This window comes from Ulvibacterium sp., from assembly GCF_028285715.1.
In the GTDB taxonomy this organism is placed as follows: Bacteria; Bacteroidota; Bacteroidia; order Flavobacteriales; family Flavobacteriaceae; genus Ulvibacterium.
In genome coordinates, this window is record NZ_JANQOO010000006.1 from 62,811 (window position 1) to 79,646 (window position 16,836).

At 40.8% G+C, this 16,836-nt stretch carries 15 protein-coding genes; 11 read left to right on the plus strand and 4 right to left on the minus strand.

Features of this window, described 5'->3' with window-relative positions; all coding sequences use genetic code 11:
• Positions 1-99 precede the first annotated feature (99 nt).
• Both Q0993_RS02120 and Q0993_RS02125 read right to left on the minus strand, forming a co-directional pair.
• Positions 100-696: a hypothetical protein gene (locus tag Q0993_RS02120; RefSeq protein ID WP_299529351.1), complete on the minus strand. Its 597-nt coding sequence runs from the start codon at positions 694-696 to the stop codon at positions 100-102.
• A gap of 163 nt (positions 697-859) precedes the next feature.
• The gene (locus Q0993_RS02125) at positions 860-3,496 is read right to left on the minus strand and encodes a valine--tRNA ligase (RefSeq protein ID WP_299529353.1); all 2,637 of its coding nucleotides are present in this window, start codon (positions 3,494-3,496) and stop codon (positions 860-862) included.
• Positions 3,497-3,798: 302 nt separating this feature from the next.
• Between Q0993_RS02125 and Q0993_RS02130 the strand changes: the two genes are divergently transcribed.
• The gene (locus Q0993_RS02130) at positions 3,799-4,188 is read left to right on the plus strand and encodes a DUF1573 domain-containing protein (RefSeq protein WP_299529355.1); all 390 of its coding nucleotides are present in this window, start codon (positions 3,799-3,801) and stop codon (positions 4,186-4,188) included.
• A gap of 46 nt (positions 4,189-4,234) precedes the next feature.
• Here the strand turns inward: Q0993_RS02130 and Q0993_RS02135 are convergent, their stop codons facing one another.
• Positions 4,235-5,572 carry an aspartyl protease family protein gene (locus tag Q0993_RS02135; RefSeq protein ID WP_299529357.1) on the minus strand — a complete coding sequence of 446 codons (1,338 nt, stop codon included), beginning with the start codon at positions 5,570-5,572 and terminating at the stop codon, positions 4,235-4,237.
• 153 nt (positions 5,573-5,725) lie between these two features.
• Between Q0993_RS02135 and Q0993_RS02140 the strand changes: the two genes are divergently transcribed.
• The 8 genes from Q0993_RS02140 to Q0993_RS02175 all read left to right on the plus strand — a co-directional run bounded on the left by Q0993_RS02140 (position 5,726) and on the right by Q0993_RS02175 (position 13,853).
• Positions 5,726-6,916, plus strand: coding sequence for a pyridoxal phosphate-dependent aminotransferase (locus Q0993_RS02140; RefSeq protein WP_299529359.1), 1,191 nt, complete (start codon positions 5,726-5,728; stop codon positions 6,914-6,916).
• Positions 6,916-7,932 carry a UDP-N-acetylmuramate dehydrogenase gene (gene murB, locus Q0993_RS02145; protein WP_299529361.1) on the plus strand — a complete coding sequence of 339 codons (1,017 nt, stop codon included), beginning with the start codon at positions 6,916-6,918 and terminating at the stop codon, positions 7,930-7,932. The genes Q0993_RS02140 and murB overlap by 1 nt, the downstream gene beginning before the upstream one ends.
• Positions 7,933-8,142: 210 nt before the next feature.
• On the plus strand, positions 8,143-8,709 hold the full coding sequence (locus Q0993_RS02150) for an RNA polymerase sigma factor (RefSeq protein WP_299529363.1): 567 nt from the start codon (positions 8,143-8,145) through the stop codon (positions 8,707-8,709).
• Positions 8,706-9,464: an anti-sigma factor gene (locus Q0993_RS02155; RefSeq protein ID WP_299529365.1), complete on the plus strand. Its 759-nt coding sequence runs from the start codon at positions 8,706-8,708 to the stop codon at positions 9,462-9,464. Before Q0993_RS02150 ends, Q0993_RS02155 begins: the two co-directional genes overlap by 4 nt.
• Positions 9,465-9,547: 83 nt before the next feature.
• Positions 9,548-9,754 (plus strand): membrane or secreted protein, encoded by a 207-nt coding sequence (locus Q0993_RS02160; RefSeq protein ID WP_299529367.1) that lies wholly within the window; start codon positions 9,548-9,550, stop codon positions 9,752-9,754.
• A 47-nt stretch (positions 9,755-9,801) separates the two neighbouring features.
• Positions 9,802-10,365 (plus strand): sigma-70 family RNA polymerase sigma factor, encoded by a 564-nt coding sequence (locus tag Q0993_RS02165; RefSeq protein WP_299529369.1) that lies wholly within the window; start codon positions 9,802-9,804, stop codon positions 10,363-10,365.
• Positions 10,366-10,505: 140 nt separating this feature from the next.
• On the plus strand, positions 10,506-11,381 hold the full coding sequence (lipA, locus tag Q0993_RS02170; protein ID WP_299529371.1) for a lipoyl synthase: 876 nt from the start codon (positions 10,506-10,508) through the stop codon (positions 11,379-11,381).
• 249 nt (positions 11,382-11,630) lie between these two features.
• Positions 11,631-13,853 carry an ATP-binding protein gene (locus tag Q0993_RS02175; RefSeq protein WP_299529373.1) on the plus strand — a complete coding sequence of 741 codons (2,223 nt, stop codon included), beginning with the start codon at positions 11,631-11,633 and terminating at the stop codon, positions 13,851-13,853.
• Here the strand turns inward: Q0993_RS02175 and lpxK are convergent.
• Entirely contained in the window at positions 13,834-14,838 is a 1,005-nt protein-coding gene (gene lpxK, locus Q0993_RS02180) for a tetraacyldisaccharide 4'-kinase (RefSeq protein WP_299529375.1), read from the minus strand. The genes Q0993_RS02175 and lpxK overlap by 20 nt on opposite strands.
• A gap of 50 nt (positions 14,839-14,888) precedes the next feature.
• Between lpxK and Q0993_RS02185 the strand changes: the two genes are divergently transcribed.
• Complete coding sequence (locus Q0993_RS02185; RefSeq protein WP_299529377.1) at positions 14,889-15,983, plus strand: Nif3-like dinuclear metal center hexameric protein; 1,095 nt, start codon at positions 14,889-14,891, stop codon at positions 15,981-15,983.
• A gap of 5 nt (positions 15,984-15,988) precedes the next feature.
• Positions 15,989-16,768, plus strand: coding sequence for a C4-type zinc ribbon domain-containing protein (locus Q0993_RS02190; protein WP_299529378.1), 780 nt, complete (start codon positions 15,989-15,991; stop codon positions 16,766-16,768).
• The last annotated feature ends 68 nt before the right edge of the window (positions 16,769-16,836 follow it).

The following is a 16,836-nucleotide window of genomic DNA, read 5'->3' on the forward strand; positions in this document are numbered from 1 at the left end:
AATCCATCAAAATAGTGTTTTTATACAAAACAGCCGGAGTGTACCGACAGAATTAAACGGATTTTTGACAAAAAGATAAATATAAGAACGCTAAATTTTTTATTTGAACGGTCCAATCATAATATGCGCCCTGAAAGTCCCTGGATCCATAAGCCATGGCATCCCTTTTTCGTGAGGTTTGTCCGGTAGTCCCGTGGATTCGGTAGTTGCAAATGGTGTATAGATCACATAACGATACTGACCATCCGCAAGCTCTCCTGTGGTCTTGTTATAAGCTTCATCACTTCCAAAATATACATACATCATACTAGGCTCCTTGGGCATTTGAATTTTACCGGCAGCTACCTCCGCTCCACGAATTTCCCTTTTCTTGTTAAAATCCTTGCCTTCAGCGGAAAGTTCCCTTCCCCGTTTCATGAAAGGCTCCAGTTTTTTGGAATAGCAGGAAACACTTATCCCCTCTTTGTTAGGGTCATCGGCCAGACAAACAAGGTTATTGGTACCCTCCCGTAAAACGACCAACTCACCAGATTCATTATAACCATAAACCATAGCTCCACCCTTTTCAGCTTCAGGTGCAGGAAGCGTAGCTGTTTTTATTTGTATTTCCGTAGGAAGGATTTCCGGCTTTTCCATTTCTTGACAAGCAAGTGGAACAAAAGCCAATATCAAAAGAAAGGAAACTAAATTTTTCATTGTATTCTTGTTTTTCCTAAAGATAAAGATACTGGAGGAGTTTTCCATGAGGTAGACCAAAAGAATGAAAAATCCCAAAATCGGATAATAAGGGTCACATAATAATCCAAAAAAGGAATCCTAGGGTGTCATTGCTTCCATAATGGTTTATGTAAAATACCTTTTACTCCAAACTGGCCAAGCTTTTTTCCAAAGTCTCTATCTTGGCCTCGGCATCGGCCGCCTTCTTTTTTTCGATAGCAACAACCTGCTCCGGGGCATTATTTACAAAACGTTCATTGGACAACTTTTTTTGAACTGTTTGCAAAAACCCCTTGGTGTAGTTTAGCTCATCCTGTATTTTCTTGATTTCGGCATCTATATCTATGGCCCCACTTATGGGAACAAAATATTCATTACTCTTGACCCTAAAGGTCAATGCACCCTCCAAACCATAATCCACATAGGAAACTGTTGAGACATTGGCCAATTTCTCAATAACTACATCCCAAACATGGGAAACCTTTTCCTGATTCAAAACAGACAGTTCCAGGGCTTCCTTCTTGGGAATATTCTTTTCCTTTCGTATGGTCCGTATGCCAGAAATCACCTCAGAGGCAAAATCAAAACCATTGATCAGTCCCTGATTAATTTCCTCTTCCATTTTGGGCCACTCCGCAATGATAAGTGCCTGTTGCGGGTTTCTGTCGGCTATGCGTTGCCAGATTTCCTCGCTCAAGAAAGGCATAAAAGGATGAAGCAATTTTAGATTTTGCTCGAATAGATGAATTATGGAATCAAAAGTGACTTTATCTACCGGTTGTTGGTAAGCTGGTTTTGAAATTTCCAAAAACCAGGAACAGAAATCGTCCCAAACCAACTTGTAAGTGGCCATTAATGCATCTGAAATACGATATTTGCCAAAATGATTCTCGATTTCCGATAGGGTCTGGTTAAATTTAGCCGTATACCAGGCTATACCGAGTTTGGACGCCTCCGGTTGGGATAAATCATCGCTTACGTCCCATCCTTTTACCAGACGAAAGGCGTTCCAAATCTTATTGGAGAAATTTTTTCCCTGCTGACATAAGCTTTCGTCGAATAAAAGATCATTGCCCGCAGCAGAACTCAATAAAAGTCCGACACGGACACCATCAGCACCATATTCTTCTATCAACTTTAGGGCATCCGGGGAGTTCCCAAGGGATTTGGACATTTTGCGGCGTTGCTTATCCCTGACAATTCCTGTAAAATATACATTTTTAAACGGCGGTTCCTTACGATATTCATACCCGGAGATAATCATCCGGGCTACCCAAAAAAAGATGATATCCGGTGCCGTTACCAAATCGCTAGTGGGATAATAATATTTGATGTCCGTGTTGTTAGGCTCCAAAATCCCATTAAAAACGGTCATAGGCCATAGCCAGGAAGAAAACCAAGTATCCACTACATCCTCATCCTGTCTTAAATCCGCTTTGTTCAAGTTAGGATTGTTGGATTTTTCACGGCCCAACTTCAGCGCATCATCGATATTTTCGGCTACCACAAAATCATTTTGACCACTTCCAAAATAGTATGCCGGTATCTGTTGTCCCCACCATAGTTGGCGTGAAATGTTCCAATCGCGGATGTTCTCCATCCAATTCCGATATAAATTTTCGAACTTTTTCGGGAAAAACTTCACTTCACCGGTCTCCAACACTGCGTGTAGGGCCGGTTTTACCAGTTCCTCCATTTTCAAAAACCATTGATCGGACAAGCGGGGTTCTATTACCGCCTTGGTTCTTTCCGAAGTACCTACCTTATTGATATAGTTTTCAGTCTTCACCAAAAATCCTTTTTCCTGCAACTCCTGGGCAATTTCCTTTCGAACCAAGAATCGATCTTTGCCCTCATAGTGAAGACCATTGGAGTTTAGGGAGGCATCTGCATTAAATATATCAATGACTTCCAAATTGTGCTTCTCCCCCAACGCCTGGTCATTAATGTCGTGGGCAGGTGTAACTTTTAAGCATCCGGTACCAAATTCCAAATCAACATACTCATCTTCAATAATTGGTATGGCACGATTGCATATGGGTACCAAGACCTTCTTGCCTCTCAAATGCCGGTAACGTTCATCCTTTGGATTTATGCAAATCGCAGTATCGCCCAATATGGTCTCCGGTCTTGTGGTAGCTATTGTCACCTTTTCTTCAGATCCTTCTATGGGATAGGCTATATAGTATAACAAGCCCTGCCTTTCTTCATAGACCACCTCTTCGTCCGAAAGTGTGGTCTGGGCCTCTGGATCCCAATTCACCATACGATACCCTCTATAAATTAAGCCTTTGTTAAATAAGTCCACAAAAACCTTGATAACAGAGTCTGACATGTTGTCATTCATGGTAAAAGCAGTCCGTTCCCAATCACAGGAGCATCCTAATTTTTTTAGCTGTTCCAGAATTACCCCGCCGTAGTTATGGGTCCAGTCCCAAGCATGATTCAAGAACTCCTTTCGCGATATGTCCGTTTTATGAATCCCCTGTTCCCTTAGTTTGGCAACAACCTTTGCTTCAGTGGCAATAGAGGCGTGGTCCGTTCCAGGAACCCAACAGGCATTCTTTCCCAACAGTCGTGCCCTACGTATGAGAACGTCCTGAAGGGTGTTGTTAAGCATATGGCCCATATGGAGTACCCCGGTAACATTTGGTGGTGGAATTATAATGGTATAGGGCTCTCTTTCATCTGGTTTGGAATGAAAGTACTTATGTTGCATCCAATAGTCATACCAATGGTTTTCCACGGTATTGGGCTCATATTTTGATGGAATATCCATTTTTGGAATAATTTTTGGTAAAGTAACGGCGGCACTAAAAACCGTGTCTAAAACGAATGTTAAATATTGATAAGTTCAGGGTCTTTTGCCCAAGTTAAATACGAAACAAAAATAAGTAACGTTAATAGATAACAAAAGGATTTTGGACGTTCATCTGAAAAGATTTACTTTTGAAATTCACCCAAAACACAAGATATTGCAATAAACGTAATGGAAATCTGCCCTGTTAATCTTTCTAAAGAGGGCTGTTTTGATTATTGATAAGTTGCATTTACCATTGAAAAACAATTAAAACTACGAATATGAAAAAAATAGTACTTGTATTGTTTGTGGGCCTAATGGGTTTTAGCCTAACCGCTCAAGTAAAAGCCCCGAAAATTGAGTTTAAGGCCGAAACGGTAGACTATGGGACCATTGAAAAAGGCAGTGATGGTGTCCGGGTTTTTGAGTTTACGAATACCGGTGACGCGCCATTAATTGTGAGTAAGGTAAGTTCTAGCTGCGGATGCACAATTCCTAAAAAGCCGGAGGAACCCATTTTGCCCGGTAAGACAGGAGAAATCAAGGTTAAATACGATACCAATCGCGTAGGGCCCATTCGAAAAGCGATTACCGTTATATCCAATGCGGATACCCCTACAAAGGTCTTGAAGATAAAAGGAGAAGTTAAGGCTCCGGAAGGAAAAAAATAACCGGATTATCTAAATTTCCTTTTTGGAAAAGCCCTGGTTCGCAAAATCAGGGCTTTTCTTTGAATAAATCCTTGAGTACAAAGGTGTAAAGAAGGTCCTTGTCCTGTCTTGCTATACGCACCCGAATACGTTTTCCCTCCTTTTCGTTGAGCATTTGCAAAATTTCCTGGAGCTTATATCTATGAACGCTTTTGCCATTTACGGACAATACCACATCACCTTCTTGGAGTCCTGCCATTTCAGCAGGACTTCCGGCCCGAATACCGGATACCACAATTTCCGGAACCAAACTCAGCCTGGTACGATTCTCCAAAAGAATCTGTACATCCCCGAACGATTTTTTATTGCCTTGTACCACACCATTACTATTGGCAATGCTCTCGGAAACATACCGCACACCGTCATGCTGTAGTTCTATGCCGCTCATATTATAATGAAAAGGCATGTTAAAGTTTTTGTTCTTTTTAAGGGTAACCTGATTGTTGGGATAGTCAAAAACGATATTAAACCGTTTTAAAACTTCTCCACCAATGCTTCCGTTTCTATCCCCCAAATACTTGATCGCGCCGAAAGATCTGCGCTCAGGGAAGGCAGCTTTGGCATCCTTTAAGGAAAAACTGCCCAATTTTATACTATTTATCTTGGTGCGCTTCCCAAAAATATCCCCGCTTAGTCCTTTCCCCAGAAAGTCATCATAATTTTTATCCGGAATCCCTATTTCATCATTTTCAAAAAGCCATACGGCGTCACTACTTCCCGTATCCAAAAGAAGTCGTACCGGTAAGTTCTCGGAATCCCTTAGGATAACGCTTCCGTCCATATACCCTTTTTTGGCTGCAACAAATAAGGGAAGCGTTTCGCTCTTCTTTTCTTTCTTTCGGACATAAGAATCAGGGTCATGGAATTTTATGACTTTTGATGCATAATTTATATCGACTACAAAATCCCTAAAAAGATCATATCCAATAATGCCATGTACCGTAACTCCAAGACTAGGAGAAAAATTAAGGTTTTTGTCCAGAACGACATAGAGGAGCTGGTCTTTATTTTGAACATTTTTTAAGGCAAATGTATTCCCCTTGGAACTTAGGGCCTTTATGGGTTCCCCGTCGCCAAGTCCCCTGATAGTAATCTCCGAAACATCCTTTATTTCAACAGAGTCTTGATCGGAGAGGTTGAATAATATGGGCTTGCTGACCCCGGAATCCAATATGAAGGAAAGTTCTGTTCCATTCACCTCCATGGGGATAATGATAAGATTATTGATAAGCTTGAACCTTACCTTTTGGTATTTTTGTCCTTCGGGCAAATCAAATCCTTGTCCTGTTCCCACTATAGGAAGTCCAATTAGCAAGAATGTAATGCGAACAAGTAATTTATTCAAATTCCTCAACTTTAAACCGGTAACATTATTAAATTTACATATTTTCCCTTTATCCTATTAGAAATTAACATATTATTCGATATATCAAATAAAATCTCCTTGTATTGTTTTGTCCATTAGGTTTTCCCATTTTTGTGGAAAATTAACAATGTTATGCCCTCCATATCCCGCAAAGGACAGTTGATGCCGGAATCGCCCATACGGAAATTGGTACCATTCGCCGAGGAGGCGAAAAGAAAAGGTATCAAGGTGATACACCTTAATATCGGGCAACCTGATATCAAAACGCCCCAAGCAGCCTTGGAGGCGGTCAAAAACAATACTTTAGAAGTGTTGGAGTATAGCAGGACCGAAGGTTCGGAGAACTATCGCGAAAAAATAGCGGAGTATTACATCAACAAAGGAATATCGGTTTCGGCCAAGGAAATTTTAGTAACTACCGGGGGTTCCGAAGCACTATCCTTCGTTATAGGTAGTATTGCCGATAGCGGTGACGAAATTGTAATTCCTGAACCTTTTTATGCCAATTACAATGGGTTTGCTACGGCTAACGGAGTCAAGGTACTCCCCGTAGTCTCCCAAATAGAGAACAACTTCGCCCTACCTTCCATAGAGGAGTTCGAAAGGTGCATTACCGGGAAGACCAGGGCTATTTTAATTTGCAATCCGGGTAATCCCACAGGGTATCTCTATACCAAGGGAGAAATCCAAAAGTTGGCGGGAATCGCAAAAAAGTACGACTTGTTTTTAATTGCCGACGAGGTATACCGTGAGTTTGCCTATGATGGCAGGGAACACCATTCCATTTTGAAGGAACCTGGATTGGAGGAAAATGCCATAGTCGTGGATTCCGTATCCAAAAGATATAGTATGTGCGGGGCGCGCATAGGATATTTGGTTTCCAAAAATACCAAAGTCATAAAAACGGCCCTAAAGTTTGCGCAAGCCCGCCTATCACCTCCCACTTATGCGCAAATAGCCAGTGAAGCAGCCTTGAGTACCCCCCAAAGTTATTTTGACGAGGTAAAAAAAGAGTATACGGAAAGACGGGATATTCTCATTGCCGAATTGGAGAAAATAGAAAACATACAAATAGGGAAGCCTCAAGGTGCGTTCTATTGCATTGTTGAACTTCCAATAAAAGACGCAGATGATTTTGCACAATGGCTTTTGGAAGACTTTAGGGTAAACAATGAGACCATAATGGTGGCACCTGCCGCCGGATTCTATGCTACCGAGGGACTGGGAAAAAACCAAATACGTATTGCCTATGTATTGGAAAAGGATAGCTTAAAAAGGGCCGTAAACATACTAAAGGAAGCCCTTAAGAGTTATATAGGTTGATGAAAATACAGCAAAATATATCCCTTAAGGATTACAATACTTTCGGTATTGATGCCAAAGCCAATTTTTTCATTGAAATAAGCAGTATAGATGACTTGGACCAAGCGCTACAGCTTAAGGACCATCCCGAAATCTTCGTCCTAAGTGGCGGCAGCAATATGCTTATTACCAAGGACATAGAGGCCTTAGTACTGTACATAAACATAAAGGGTATTGAGGTATTGGCCCAAGACGAAGATACCATTACCCTTAAGGTTATGGCCGGGGAAAACTGGCATCAGCTTGTTCTTTGGACCTTAGAAAAGGGCTATGGTGGTCTCGAAAATATGTCCCTTATCCCGGGAAATACCGGTACTGCTCCCATACAGAATATCGGAGCTTACGGCGTGGAACTCCAGGATGTCTTTGTGGGTTGCGAGGCTATAAAGATTGACGATCGGACGACAAGGAGCTTTAATAAAGAGGACTGCCAATTTGGGTACAGGGATTCCTATTTCAAGAACGAAGGGAGGGGAAAATATATCATTGTTTCCGTAACTATAGAGCTTACCAAGAGAAATCATAGAATACATATGGCCTATGGCGCAATAGAAACTGAATTGGTAAAGAAGAAAATCGATAAGCCCTCCATAATCGATATATCCAACGCCGTAATATCCATACGTAAAAGCAAACTGCCCGATCCTGCAAAATTGGGGAATAGCGGCAGTTTCTTTAAGAATCCCGTTATAAGCCAATCAAAATTTGATACTTTTGCGAAAGACTATCCGGATGCCCCGTTTTACAAAGTTTCCTCCGATGCTTACAAAATTCCGGCGGGTTGGCTAATTGAACAATGTGGTTTCAAGGGCAAGCGTTTCGGTGATGCAGGTGTTCATAAACACCAAGCTTTGGTTTTGGTAAATCATGGCAAAGCCACTGGTACGGAAATACTAAAACTGGCCGAACAAATCATTGAACGTGTGAGGAAAAATTTTTCCATTACCATACATCCTGAGGTAAATATCATAAAATAACCCCCGAAAAATAGTTCTTTCGAGGGCTATACCAAACCAAACTAACCAAAAACTAAATGTACAGTTACCAATTGTACATTTATCTAATTAAAATATGAGATATTGTCTGCTGTGACAATCAATTTTATAAATTAGCGTTTATGGGATATACGGTCAAAAGGTTGGATTGGATGTTTATCCGTTTCAATTTTTTGGTATTCCGGGCAATATATGAGCACACTTCTTGAAAAACACATCGTAGAATTGCTCCAGGAGCGAAACGAAAAAGCGATCTCACTCTTGTACGAGCACTATGGGGATACGCTATATGGGGTGGCCCATAAGGTAGTCCGAGATGAGGAAATGGCGCAAGATGTGCTTCAGGAGAGTTTTGTAAAAATCTGGAAAAAATCGGATTCCTATGATTCCTCAAAGGCCAAATTATTTACTTGGCTCTTTAGGATCACCCGTAATACCGCCATTGACAAATTACGGAGTACCCATACAAAAACGGACAAGGAAATCCAAATGGACGTTTCGGACGTATATAATCTAGGAGTAGAAAGTATTAGGCCTGAATTTTTGGACATCCGGGAAAATCTTGAAAAAATAGAACCCAAATATCAAATTGTATTGGAAGCCCTATTTTTTCAAGGAATGACACAACAAGAAGCCAGTGAGGAACTGGACATTCCGTTGGGCACCATTAAGTCCAGGCTAAAAATCGGTCTTAGGGAATTGAAAAAGATTTATGGCCCGGCCATGTCTTTTCTACCGCTGTTAAATTTGATACAATGAAAGAAAAAATAAAAATATTCCTGGATTCGGATTTGCTCGAAAAGTATTTGCTGGGTACTGTTACGGATCAGGAAGCCTTTCAGGTGGAGCGCTATATTGCCATGTATCCAGAAGTACGTGAAACCTATGACGAGCTTCAAGAAAACTTGGAGGCTTTCGCAAAAATGCATGCTCTAAAAACTCCTGAAGGTCTCAAAGAACGAATTCTTTTTAGGATAAAGGCAGAAAACTCAACGAGAAAAAGGTTCTTTAGATATGCCATAGCCGCTAGTTTTGCCACCCTTTTGTTTGCGGGAGCCTCTTATTTCTTCTGGAACCAAAATCAAAACCTTCAAGAAGAAAATACTATCGTCAACAACAAGATAAAGAATTTGGAGGAGGACATGAGAGAGCAGTTGGAGGACGTAAGGAACCAATTTATTGTGCTCAATAATCCACAGACCAGGAAATACAACGTAAAGGGAAATAAAAAAGCCAAGGAACTAAAGGCCGTGGCCTATGTGAATCCGGTGAAGAAATTGTCCTATATCAATGTGGAGAAATTGCCTAACCTGCCAGAGGACCAATGTTTCCAAATGTGGGCAGAGGTCAACGGAAAAATGGTGAATTTAGGAGTCATTAAAGAGGCGGTAAGCCGGGAAAAGTTACTAGCCTTGCCCTATTCGGATAATGCCGTGGGTTACATTACCATTGAGCCCAAAGGAGGCAACCAGACACCGACTGTTGAAAATATTGTTGCCAATATCAAATATTGATAAGAAAATCTTAAGGTTCATATGGCCTCGAAGCTAGCTTCGAGGCCATATTTTTTTATATCTTTGCCTAAAATTCAGAAAAAATGCTGATTCTGTTGACCATAGGTTTGCTTGCGCTGGCATTCGCCGGAATAGCCATAAAGATTTGGTCCCAAAAAGACGGCAAATTTGCGGGTACTTGTGCAAGCCAAAATCCATTTTTGAACAAAGAAGGACAAGCCTGTGGCATGTGTGGAAAACTTCCAAGTGAACAGGATTGCAAAAAGGACATATCTCCAAAACTACAATAGAGGACCTACCTTTTCTATATTTAAATTTTTATCAATACCTACCACGATTGGCCAAGCTGGAAAATGGACTTCAAGAAATAATTAAAAGGGCCAAGTCCGGTAACCAAATCGCTTTTAGCATGCTTTTGGACAACTTTTGGAACGATGTCTATGGCTTTCAATTAAAGCGTACAGAAAATGAAAACGATGCAGAGGATATTACAATACAAACCTTTTCCAAAGCCTTTGATCGTATTTCCACTTATGATGAGGCCTATGAATTCAAAACTTGGTTGATTACCATTTCGAAGAATATTCACATTGACCTGATCAGAAAAAGAAAGAGAAACCCATTGGAGGCCGATGGGAACAATGAAGCGATTAAAAGGGTTTTGGACGATGCCCCTACTGCGGAAGATCGTCTAATAACCGAACAAAATCTCGCCAACCTTCTTCTACATATCAAAAAACTTAAGCCCCATTACCAAAAAGTCATTAATCTTAGGTACTTCAATGAGCTTAGCTATGCAGCTATAGCACAAGAGCTTAACGAGCCCGTCAACAACGTAAAGGTGAAATTGCTCAGAGCTAAAAAACTATTGGCGGAAGTCATAAAGGGCAGCAAACAATAGGGACTTAAGGTTTGGAATATGGAGGAGGATTCGGAAACTTGAACAAGGCAAACGCTTAAATTAAGAAAACCTGTTTCCTCCAAGTACCGACCGTACAATAAACCAATAATTTACTTCGTATATTTGTGTAAATTTTCGCTATGAGTGTAGAGACTTTGGGTAATGTTGCCCCTCCCAAGGGAAAACCTAAATGGCTTAGGGTAAAACTTCCTACCGGTAAAAAGTATTCCCAACTCAGGGGATTGGTAGACAAGTATAACTTACATACCATCTGTACCTCTGGTAGTTGTCCCAACATGGGAGAATGTTGGGGAGAGGGCACGGCCACTTTTATGATTTTGGGAAACATATGTACCCGTTCCTGTGGTTTTTGCGGTGTACAGACGGGGCGTCCGGAGAATGTGGATTGGTCAGAGCCTGAAAAAGTAGCCCGATCTATAAAGATCATGGGAATAAAACATGCCGTAATTACCTCGGTGGATAGGGATGATTTAAAGGACATGGGTTCCATTATCTGGGCCGAGACCGTAAAAGCGGTCCGCAGAATGAATCCAAACACAACTTTGGAGACCCTTATTCCTGATTTTCAGGGAATTGAAAATCACATAGATCGCATAATCCAAGTTGCCCCGGAGGTAGTTTCCCACAATATGGAAACGGTAAAACGACTTACCCGGGAAGTACGGATTCAAGCCAAATACGATCGTAGTCTTGGTGTTCTCAAGTATCTGAAAAACAATGGTATAAATAGGACGAAGTCCGGAATAATGCTTGGTCTTGGTGAGCAGGAAGAAGAGGTGATCCAAACCATGGAAGACCTTAGAAAAGTAAATGTGGACGTCCTGACCATTGGCCAATATCTACAACCATCCAAAAAACATTTACCCGTTAAGGAATTTATTTTGCCGGAGCAATTCAAGAAGTATGAGACATTAGGATTGGAAATGGGGTTTAGATATGTGGAAAGCGGTGCATTGGTAAGATCGTCTTACAAAGCACATAAACATGTGCATTAATGTAAAAACTACAGTACCAAACTATATAACCGGTATTCCATAAATTGTAGTTTTTTGGCAAGTTTTCGGGAAACAAAATAAAAATCGTGCTATTTATAGGAAAATTCTTATGGTATTGATTGAAATAAACAATAGTTGCCATTCTTATACGTTTCATTTCCAGGAACCCCGGTTACAAAATTGAAGTTGTATTCCACTATGCGATGGAATATTTAATTTTCAGGGGCCATGCCGTATTAAAAAGAATATTTGAGAATCGCAATCTTACATAAAATCCTTAAAAGATGGTTATGGGCCTTTTTCCTTGTGACCTTCCTTCATATATCCCATGGGCAAGATTCCTTGGCACAGAATGATTTGCAATCCTATTTTGAGAATGCCAGGGAATTAAAAAACCAGAGTAAGATGGATCTTGCCCTGGAGTCCTTGGAAAAAGCTGCCGAACTTGCAGAAAAAAATGAGGATGTTAAAGCCTTGGTCGACAGTTACCACCATCTCGCCCTACTTTACCTTAAATTGGACAAAGAGGAAACCACTCTCTTTTTTTGGGATCGGGCCAAATCCATATTAAAAGATATTGAATATCCCTACGGTGATGCCATTCATAAATTTATAGAGGCCATCTTGCTTTTCAGGGACGATAAAAACTTTCAGGCCATTTTTATGCTCAATGAGGCCAAGCAATTGAACAACGATCGCAATTTCTTCAATAATATCCTGTTGGTAGAAGGAAACATTTACTTGAACCTGGAAAAATATGACAGTGCCTCTAAAAACTTCAACTCGCTGGTCGTCAACACAGATTTATACGAAAAGGAATATCTAACGACCAAGGCGCATCTCGGTTTAGCACAATTGAACCAGGAAAACAAGAATTTTAATGAAGGAGCACTGAATGCAGAAAGTGCATTGAAATTGGCCCAGGAAAACAACTTTTTCAGGGAAGTTCTTGAAGCCAATCAGTTATTGACCCAACTGTATGAAAACCTAGGTCTATTTGACAAATCCTTGGTTCATAATAGAAATCTCCTAAGAATTCGGGATTCCTTATTTACCATTGAAAAGGTGAAAACAGAGGCCAAAACTGCGGAAAAAATCCAATTTGATTTTATGAGCGATGAAATCAAACGGATGGACCAGCGTATAGAGGAACTGAATGAATCGCGGAATCGTTCGGAAATTGCTACAATCCTCACTTCAGCATTTTTGTCCATTATTTCGCTACTGGCCGTTTCACTATACCGAAACAATCAGATAAAATTAAAGACGAACGACCTGTTGCAGACCAAAAATAACGAACTACAAAGTGCGAGGGATGCGGCCGTACAGGCTATGGAGGCCAAGACTAACTTTTTATCCACTGTAAGCCACGAGTTACGGACACCACTCTATGCAGTAACGGGTCTGACGCACTTATTATTGGAGGAAAATCCCAGTGAGAATCAAAAGGAACATTTAAAGGCGCTGAAATTTTCAGGGGATTATCTCTTAAACTTTATAAACGACATATTGCAAATCAATAAAATTGATGCAGAAAAGCTTGAGCCCCTTAACATAGAATTCAATCTTAAAAAAATACTTCAGGAGGTTATTGATTCCCTGCAACAAAGTGCCAAGGAAAACAATACCAAAATCATTTTGGAATACGATGAGAACATTCCGGGCCATTTAATGAGCGACCCCTTGAAGCTTTCGCAAATATTCATGAATCTCGTTGGGAATGCCTTAAAGTTCACTAAAGATGGAGAGGTAAAGGTAATAGCCCAATTGATAAAAAAGATTGAGGACGATGTAACCCTGTATTTTGAAGTTCAGGATACGGGAATAGGTATTTCCGAAGAACAGCAGAAGGTTATTTTTGAGGGCTTTGAACAAGGTTCCATTCAAATTAATAGGGAATACGGTGGCACCGGATTGGGCCTTACCATTGTAAAAAGTCTTTTAGGCCTATTCGATAGCAAGATACAATTGCAAAGTAATCTGGGTGAGGGAAGTTCTTTCTTTTTTGAACTGAAGCTAAAAAGTAAGGATAGTGTTGTAGATGATATTCCTTTTGAAATTACCCAGAAGGATTACGACTTTAAAGGTCTTCATCTTTTGATCGTAGAGGACAACAAGATAAATCAGGTGATAACCAAAAAAATGTTGACAAAAAAGGAAATCACCAGCGATATTGCCAGCAATGGAATGGAAGCGGTTGAACTTGCCAGGAAGAATCCATACGATGCAATTTTAATGGACATCCATATGCCGGGCATCAGTGGTGAGGAGGCCACCATTGAAATCCGTAAATTCGATGGCCATACCCCCATTATAGCACTCACGGCCATCTCTTTGGACGATAGCCTGGAGAGTTTCTATGCTGCAGGTTGTAACGATGTGGTAACCAAGCCCTTTAAACCGGAAGTATTCTATCAAAAAATCGGGGAAAATATTTTTAGCAAGAAAGAATTCAAGAATCCTGCCTCATAAAATTGGACAGTTCCGTATTCAATAGGTCCTGTCCCTTGCCAAGGAAATTATGGTGAACGGGTACGTAGTACAGGTTTTTGAGTTTCCCCTTCAATCGCACATAATCCTTTTCAGTAGTAAGAATACACGCTTTGGATTTAAAAAGAGCCAATTCCTCCTTGGTAAAGTAATGATGATCACGAAATCTTAGATGCTCAAAAACAAGCCCTTGGCTCCTTAGGAAACGGACTAAAGGCTCAGGAGATGCAATTCCGGTGACAAGCGTAACCTTTAGGGCCATTAAATCTTCCCAGGGTACGGTTGTGGTGTCCCTTACGGGGAGGTCATAAGCCAAACTACTAAAAAAGACCTGCTGATCTTTTGTCGGCCCTAGTCTTCTTGTAATAGTATCCCGCTCTATTTGGGACAGCGAGGAAGGACATTTGGTAACGACAATAGCATCCGCCCGCCTGGCTTCTTTTTTACCATCACGTAAATCCCCTGTAGGCAAATACCTGTCGTCCGTATACAAATTGGAATATTTGGTCAACAAAATGGAATAGCCTGGTTTTACCTTCCTATGTTGAAAAGCATCATCCAAGAGGATTACGTCGGGCTTTACCTGCTTTTTTAATTCGAGAATGCCTCTGGTTCTGTTCCCGTCCACGGCAACGACGACCTTGGGAAATTTGGAACTAATCTGGAAGGGTTCATCACCCAATTCTTCAACCGTGCTTTCTTCACGTCCGATAAGAAAACCTTTGGATTTCCGCTTATATCCCCGACTTAATACGGCAATATTGCACGAATCCTGAAAAAGCAATATCAAAAACTCAATCATAGGTGTTTTCCCGGTCCCCCCAACACTCAAATTACCGATGCAAATTACAGGAAGGTCGAAAGTCCTTGATTTCAAAAACCCAATATCGTACAAATAGTTACGAATATGTATGACCAAGGCATACACCAATGAAATGGGAAACGCTATTTTTCGTAAAAGTCGCACCGGAACGAAAATATAATATTTTATCTTTGATGGCCTTATAAAACCAAAAAATGACAGTTCGGGAAGTAACCAAAATATTGGAGGAACTTGCACCGTTGCACTACGCCGAGGATTTTGATAATACCGGAATTTTAGTGGGTAATCCAAAAACTGAAGTTTCTGGAATTTTGGTGACTCTGGATACTTTGGAATCCGTAGTGGATGAGGCCGTTACCCATAATTGTAATCTTATCGTAAGCTTCCATCCCATAATTTTTGGAGGTCTAAAAAAATTAACGGGTTCCTCTTATGTTGAAAGGACCGTAATCAAGGCTATCCAAAACGATATTGCCATTTATAGTATGCACACTGCATTGGACAATTCACCCAATGGGGTAAACGCGAAGATTTGTGATGTCCTCGGAATTCTTAATCCCAAAGTATTGATTCCCAAAAAAGGAACCCTTAAAAAACTGACTACCTATGTTCCCAAAGACGATGCTGAAAAGGTACGGCAAGGTCTTTTTGCTGCTGGAGCAGGAAATATAGGAAAGTATAGTGATTGTAGCTTTACTATAGAAGGAACCGGAAGTTACAAAGCCAATGACGGGGCCAATCCGACAAAGGGTCAGGTGGGACAGATACATTATGAAGAGGAGACCCAAATAAACGTGGTCTTTTCTGCCATGAACGAGTCCAGAATAAAAAACGCACTGGTAAAACACCACCCCTATGAGGAAGCGGCCTATGAGATTTACGCCCTGGACAACACCGATCTTAACATGGGGATGGGAATGGTCGGTTATCTAAAAGAACCTATGGGCGACATAAGGTTTCTAGAGTTCCTTAAACAAAAAATGAAGGCGTCCTGTGTACGCCATTCGGAGCTTTTAAGGAAAGAGGTGCAAAAAATAGCGGTTCTTGGAGGTAGCGGAGCCTTTGCCATTTCCGCGGCAAAAGCTTCCGGGGTCGATGTTTTTGTGACTTCCGATGTAAAATACCATCAGTTCTACGAGGCAGAGAACAAAATGATTATAGCAGACATAGGACATTATGAAACGGAGCAGTTTACAAAAAATCTTTTGGTAGATTATCTTACAAAAAAAATCCCTAGTTTTGCAATCCGTTTATCGGAAAGTAAAACCAATCCCATCAAGTATTTATAAAGCATATGACTAAGAAGGTAGAAGCGACCGTAGAGGAAAAACTAAGGGCATTATACGATTTACAATTAATCGATTCCAGGGTAGATGAAATACGTAATGTAAGGGGCGAACTCCCCTTGGAGGTAGAGGACCTGGAAGATGAAGTCTTAGGACTTAAAACCCGAATGGACAAGCTCAAAACCGATGTGGAGACCATTAATTTTGAAATCGGGGCAAAGAAGAATCTTATCGAAGAGGCAAAAGCCTTGATAAAGAAATATAGCGAACAGCAAAAAAATGTCCGCAATAGTAGAGAATTCAATTCGATAAGCAAGGAATTGGAATTCCAGGAATTGGAAATCCAGTTGGCCGAGAAGAATATTAAAGAGTTTAAGGCACAGATAGAACAGAAGAAGGAGGTGATAACCGAAACCAAGGAAAAACTGGCCGAAAGGGAAGCGCATCTAAAACATAAGAAAAGTGAATTGGATGCTATTCTTGCCGAAACCGAGAAGGAGGAGATGGCCTTGTTGGACCAGTCCAAAAAATTCCAGAGTGAAATAGAAGAAAGGCTTATAAAGGCCTACACCAGAATCCGGAGCAATGTAAAGAACGGTCTGGCGGTCGTTCCGGTGGAACGAGGAGCCTCAGGAGGTTCTTTCTTTACAATTCCGCCACAGGTACAAGTAGAAATCGCTTCTCGAAAAAAGATCATAACCGATGAGCACAGTGGTCGAATTTTGGTCGATCCCGTTTTAGCTGAAGAAGAGCAACAAAAAATGGAGAAAATGTTTTCAAGCCTGTAAACATTCTCCAAAAAAAATCAAAAGCCATCCACGTACGTGAGATGGCTTTTTTTGTTATATATTACAAG

Bases quoted from the DNA above. Each gene is read 5' to 3' on its own strand.
- Q0993_RS02120 (WP_299529351.1), bottom strand. From the start codon at position 696: ATGAAAAATTTAGTTTCCTTTCTTTTGATATTGGCTTTTGTTCCACTT.
- Q0993_RS02125 (WP_299529353.1), bottom strand. From the start codon at position 3,496: ATGGATATTCCATCAAAATATGAGCCCAATACCGTGGAAAACCATTGG.
- Q0993_RS02130 (WP_299529355.1), top strand. From the start codon at position 3,799: ATGAAAAAAATAGTACTTGTATTGTTTGTGGGCCTAATGGGTTTTAGC.
- Q0993_RS02140 (WP_299529359.1), top strand. From the start codon at position 5,726: ATGCCCTCCATATCCCGCAAAGGACAGTTGATGCCGGAATCGCCCATA.
- murB (WP_299529361.1), top strand. From the start codon at position 6,916: ATGAAAATACAGCAAAATATATCCCTTAAGGATTACAATACTTTCGGT.
- Q0993_RS02150 (WP_299529363.1), top strand. From the start codon at position 8,143: ATGAGCACACTTCTTGAAAAACACATCGTAGAATTGCTCCAGGAGCGA.
- Q0993_RS02155 (WP_299529365.1), top strand. From the start codon at position 8,706: ATGAAAGAAAAAATAAAAATATTCCTGGATTCGGATTTGCTCGAAAAG.
- Q0993_RS02160 (WP_299529367.1), top strand. From the start codon at position 9,548: ATGCTGATTCTGTTGACCATAGGTTTGCTTGCGCTGGCATTCGCCGGA.
- lipA (WP_299529371.1), top strand. From the start codon at position 10,506: ATGAGTGTAGAGACTTTGGGTAATGTTGCCCCTCCCAAGGGAAAACCT.
- Q0993_RS02185 (WP_299529377.1), top strand. From the start codon at position 14,889: ATGACAGTTCGGGAAGTAACCAAAATATTGGAGGAACTTGCACCGTTG.
- Q0993_RS02190 (WP_299529378.1), top strand. From the start codon at position 15,989: ATGACTAAGAAGGTAGAAGCGACCGTAGAGGAAAAACTAAGGGCATTA.